Annotated in this window: 3 protein-coding genes; 2 read left to right on the top strand and 1 reads right to left on the bottom strand. The window is 76.1% G+C overall.

The window, feature by feature from the left end:
• A partial coding sequence (locus HG542_RS33585) for an FHA domain-containing protein (RefSeq protein WP_171088176.1) occupies positions 1-1,810 on the bottom strand: 1,810 nt, incomplete at its 3' end.
• A gap of 514 nt (positions 1,811-2,324) precedes the next feature.
• Here HG542_RS33585 and HG542_RS33580 point away from each other — a divergent pair.
• Entirely contained in the window at positions 2,325-4,148 is a 1,824-nt protein-coding gene (locus HG542_RS33580) for a serine/threonine-protein kinase (protein ID WP_171088174.1), read from the top strand.
• A gap of 165 nt (positions 4,149-4,313) precedes the next feature.
• Positions 4,314-5,326, top strand: a 1,013-nt coding sequence (locus HG542_RS33575) for a serine/threonine-protein kinase (RefSeq protein WP_171088172.1), incomplete at its 3' end; no start/stop codon positions are given.

Raw genomic sequence — 5,326 nt, 5'->3', positions numbered from 1 at the left:
GGGCGGCGTTGTACGCGGACGCCTGTCCGGCGTCGGCCGGCGTTCCGAGGCCGTGTTGCCCGGCACTGTAGGAGGATGCCCGCCCGCTGTCGGCCGCGGGCGCCGTGGGGGCGTGCCGCCCGGGGCTGTGTGCGGACGCCTGTCCGCTGTTGGCTGCTTGGGGTGTTCCTGGGGCGTGCTGCCCCGGGCCGTACGAGGATGCCCGCCCGCTGTCGGCCGCGGGCGCCGTGGGGGCGTGCCGCCCGGGGCTGTGCGCGGGCGCCTGTCCGCTGTTGGCTGCCTGGGGTGTTGCCGGGGCGTGCTGCCCCGGGCCGTACGAGGACATCCGTCCGTCGTCGGCCGATGCTGCCGTCGGCGTCCCCGGGGTGCGTGGCCCTGCGTTGTACGCGCCCGTTCGTCCGCCGTCGGCCGTCAGGTGCGTTCCCGGGGCGTGCTGTCCCGTGCTGTAGGCGGACGTTCGCCCGTCCACGGTCGTCGACGGCGCTCCCGGCGCCTGGTGCCCCGCGCCGTACGCGCCCGCCCGTTCGTCGGTGGCCGGGGCCGTCGTCGGCATCCCCGCGGCGTGCTGCCCTGCGCTGTACGTTCCCGCCCGCCCGCCGTCGGCCGTCAGGTTCGTTGCCGGGGCGTGTTGCCCCGTGCTGTAGGCGGCCGTCCGGGGCGCTCCCGGCGCCTGGTGCCCCGCGTCGTACGCGCCTGCCCGCCCGCTGTCGGCCGAGGCCGTCGTCGGCGCTCCCGGGGCTTGCCCGGCGCCGTACGCGCCCGCCTGTCCGCCGTCGGCCACCGCCCCCGTGGACGCTCCCGGAACACGTTGCCCCGCGTCGTACGCGGCTGCTCGACCCCCATCACCCGCGCCCGCCACCGGCGCCCCCGCGGCGTGCTGCCCGGCGCCGTACGCCGAGGCCGCCGTGGGCACCCCCGCAGCGGGCTGCCCCGCCAAGGGCGCCCCGCCGCCTCCCGGCGCGGCCGGCTGCCCGCCGGGGCGAACGGCATCGTGTTCGCCCCGCCCACCAGGCCGAACCGCTCCATGGGGCAAGGGACTTCCTCCTTGCCCCCCCACCACACCCTGCTGCCCCGGCAGCTTCACGGATCGGCCCGGCGAGGTCAACTGCCCCACCCGCAGGTGCCCTTCGCCGTCCGGCGACGCCGGCAGGACCCGCGGAGTCGCCTCGGCGCCGTCGCCGGGGCCCGCATGGAGGATCAGGGTCGACTCGCCGACCCGCAGCAGGGAACCGGGGGGAAAGGGGACGGCCCGGCCGTCCACGCGCTCGCCGTCGAGGACCGTGCCGTTCGTCGAGCCCAGGTCGTGCAGGGTGATGCTGCCGTCGTCGTCGGACAGTGTGACCGCGCAGTGCAGCCGGGACACGTCCGGATCGTCCAGCGGCACGTCCGCCCCGCTGGAGCGGCCCACCCGCACCTCGCCCCCGTGCAGCAGGTGCACCCCGCCCGCGTCGGGGCCGGACACGACGTGCAGCCGGGCGGCGGACTCGGGGACGCCGGACAGCAGGACGCCCGCGTGCCGCTCGGGGTCGGCCGGGGCGTTCAGGGACAGGACGGCGCCGTCGATCAGCGGCGGCTCGCCGAGTGCGCAGCGCTGCAGGTCGAGGCGCTCGGTGCCGGCGTAGACCGCGACGGCACCCGTGCCGAGGTCGGAGCCGGCCGCGGCGACGGCGGCCGCGAGGCCGCTCGCGACGCCGGCGAGGGCGGTGCCCACGGGGGCCGTCACCAGGACGTCGCACGAGACGTGCGCCGCCGCGGCGGCGCCGTGGGTGTGGCCGCCGAGCGGCCCGAGGACGGTCAGCCGGATCTGCATCGCCGTCAACGGTCCCTTCCTGCCCCGGCCGGCCGGGCGGGGGCGGCTCGTCCCCTCCGGCCGTGCACGGGCGCATCGGCACGTACAGGTCACCACGTCGCGCGGGGCCTCCCGCTCCCTCCCCGCCGCATCCGTGCTGCGAGCATCCTCGCACCTGCCGCCGACAACGCGCCCGGTGCGAGCCAATTCGTGATCTTGAACGACCCTCCGAGGATGGGGGCACTCCTGCATCACTGTCAGCCGGTGGCCGATTTGTTGTTTCCTGTGTGCTGTCCGTGTCCGTGAACCGGCTTGTTTCTTGCGGTTTCTTGCCGAAAGCGTGCGGTCGCCCCAGTCGGCCGCCACGCCGCCGGCAACCATCCCCGCTCGCGTCGCGTCTTCCCCGTGAGCCCGTGGTGCCGCATCCGCATCACGGCCGCCGGCGGCCTCCGGACCGGCACTACAGTGGGCGGAAGGCCGAGTACGGGGCCAGGCCGATTCAGACCCAGCAGATCACGACCAGGGAGCGCATGACGTGCGGCCGGTAGGCAGCAAGTACCTGCTCGAGGAGCCGCTCGGACGCGGAGCCACGGGCACCGTCTGGCGAGCCCGCCAGAGGGAGGCGGCCGGTGCCGAGGCGGCCGTCGCCGGGCAGCCCGGCGAGACCGTTGCGATCAAGGTCCTCAAGGAGGAGCTGGCCAATGACGCCGACGTCGTCATGCGGTTCCTGCGCGAGCGCTCCGTCCTGCTCCGGCTGACCCACCCCAACATCGTCCGCACCCGCGACCTCGTCGTCGAGGGCGATCTGCTGGCGCTCGTCATGGACCTGATCGACGGTCCCGACCTGCACCGCTACCTGCGCGAGAACGGCCCGTTCACCCCCGTGGCCGCCGCCCTCCTCACCGCCCAGATCGCCGACGCCCTGGCCGCCAGCCATGCCGACGGCATCGTGCACCGCGACCTCAAGCCCGCCAACGTCCTCCTCAAGAGCGACGGCGGACAGATGCACCCGATGCTCACCGACTTCGGCATCGCGCGCCTCGCGGACTCCCCGGGCCTCACCCGCACCCATGAATTCGTCGGCACGCCCGCGTACGTCGCGCCCGAGTCCGCGGAGGGCCGTCCGCAGACCTCCGCCGTCGACATCTACGGCGCGGGCATCCTGCTGTACGAACTGGTCACCGGCCGCCCGCCGTTCGCCGGCGCGACCGCGCTCGAGGTCCTGCACCAGCACCTCAGCGCCGAGCCGCGCCGCCCCACCACCGTCCCCGAGCCGCTGTGGACGGTCATCGAGCGCTGCCTGAGCAAGCGGCCCGAGGTGCGGCCCAGCGCCGAGAACCTCGCCCGCGCCCTGCGCGTCGTCGCCGCGGGCGTCGGCGTGCACGCCTCCCCGGACCAGGCCGAGGCGGCCCTCGGGGTCGCCGCGCTCCTCGCGCCCGACCCGCAGCCGGCCACGGTGCCGGGCACGGGCCAGGGCACCGCCCCCGGCATGCCCGGCGTCCCGGCTTCCGGCGACGCCGACCCCACGCAGGTGCTGTCCGCGCAGCAGCCGGGCGGGTACGACCCGAACGCCGCGACCAGCGTCCTGCCGAGCACCGGCCCGAACGCGGACCCGACGCAGGTGCTGTCCAGGGGCGGCGGCCCGAACGCCGACCCCACCCAGGTGCTCCCGCCCACCGGCCCCGCCGCCGGGCAGGGCGGCGACCCCACTCGCGTCATGCCGCCCGTCCCGCCCGGAGCCCCGCAGGCCGACGGCCCGCACCCGTGGCAGACGCAGATGGCCGCCGCCCGCGACCGCAACGAGCAGACGCAGCTGCAGTACCTCGACCCCGCCGATGACCCGCTGCGCCGCCGCCCCACGCGCCGCGAGGCCCAACAGCAGCAGTACGGCGGCCGGTCCGGGCAGCAGGGACAGCAGGGGCAGCCCTACGGGCAGCAGGGTTACGCGCAGCAGTACGCGCCCCAGCCGCAGCCCTACGCGCCGCAGCCGCAGCAGCAGCGTCCGCCCCGGCGGCAGCCGCCGCAGCCCCAGCCTCAGCAGCGGTCCCAGCGGCAGCAGCCGCGCTACCAGCAGCCCGCGCCGCAGCCGTACGCCCCGCCGCCGGCCCCCGAGCCGGCCCCGCGCCGGGAGCCGCGCCCGCCGCGGCAGCGCAGTGCGAACCCCATGCGGATCCCCGGCCTGGGCTGCCTCAAGGGCTGCCTGTTCATGATCGTGCTGCTGGTCGTCGGCTCCTGGCTGCTCTGGGAGTTCACCCCGCTCAAGTCATGGGTGGCCGACGGCAAGGGGTACTGGGACACGCTCTGGAGCTGGGGCACCGCCGTCAAGGACTGGGTGTCGAATCTCGGTTCCCACGGGTAGCCCCGTACGCCCCGCGACCTGGCAGTCCCGCCGGTGACGTCATCGATATGTCGACACCGGCGGGGGTTTTTCTGCGTTCCCGGTGACGGTTGGCAGTAGCTTGGTCGCCAGCGCCAGCGCGCCAGTCGCAAGACGGCCGGATGACGGAGGAGTCGGGGAACAGTCTTGGCACGGAAGATCGGCAGCCGGTACACCGCCCACCAGGTCCTCGGCCGTGGCAGTGCCGGGACGGTGTGGCTCGGCGACGGTCCCGAGGGGCCGGTCGCGATCAAGCTTCTGCGCGAGGACCTCTCCTCCGACCAGGAGCTCGTCGGCCGTTTCGTCCAGGAACGCGCGGCCCTCCTCGGTCTCGACCACCCGAACGTGGTCGGCGTCCGCGACCTCGTCGTCGACGGCGCCGACCTCGCGCTCGTCATGGACCTCATCCGGGGCACGGACCTGCGCACCCGGCTCGACCGCGAGCGCCGCCTCGCGCCCGAGGCCGCGGTCGCCATCGTCGCCGACGTCGCCGACGGGCTCGCCGCCGCCCACGCGGCCGGCATCATCCACCGCGACGTCAAGCCGGAGAACGTCCTGCTGGACATGCAGGGCCCGCTGGGCCCCGGCGGCGCGCACCAGGCGCTGCTGACGGACTTCGGCATCGCCCGCCTCGTCGACTCCCCGGGCGGCGGCCCCGGCGGCTCCGGCGGCCGCACGCCGGGCCAGCGCAGCATCATCGGCACGCCGGACTACCTCGCCCCCGAGATCATCGAGGGCCTGCCGCCGCGGGCCTCCGTCGACGTCTACGCGCTGGCGACCGTGCTCTACGAGCTCCTGGCCGGTTTCACGCCGTTCGGCGGCGGGCACCCGGGCGCGGTGCTGCGGCGGCACGTGACGGAGACGGTGGCGCCGCTGCCGGGCATCCCCGACGAGCTGTGGCAGCTCGTCGTGCAGTGCCTCGCCAAGGCCCCCGCCTCGCGGCTGCGGGCCACCGAGCTGGGGGCACGGCTGCGGGAGCTGCTGCCGTCGCTGGCCGGGCTGCCGCCGCTGGACATCGACGAACCGGAGGAGGCGCCCGGCGCCGCCCGTCCGGAAGCGGGTGCCGCGGCGCCGGCGCCCGTTGCGGCCGCCGGGCCGCAGCGGCGGGGTGCGGTGCCGCTGGTGCCGGGCGGGGTGCCCGACTCCAGCCGGGACACGCA

Origin of the sequence: Streptomyces morookaense (assembly GCF_013030945.1) — a bacterium.
Taxonomy (GTDB): domain Bacteria; phylum Actinomycetota; class Actinomycetes; order Streptomycetales; family Streptomycetaceae; genus Streptomyces; species Streptomyces morookaensis.
The sequence above is the reverse complement of the archived record's forward strand: the minus strand, read 5'-3'. Positions and strand labels throughout refer to the sequence as shown.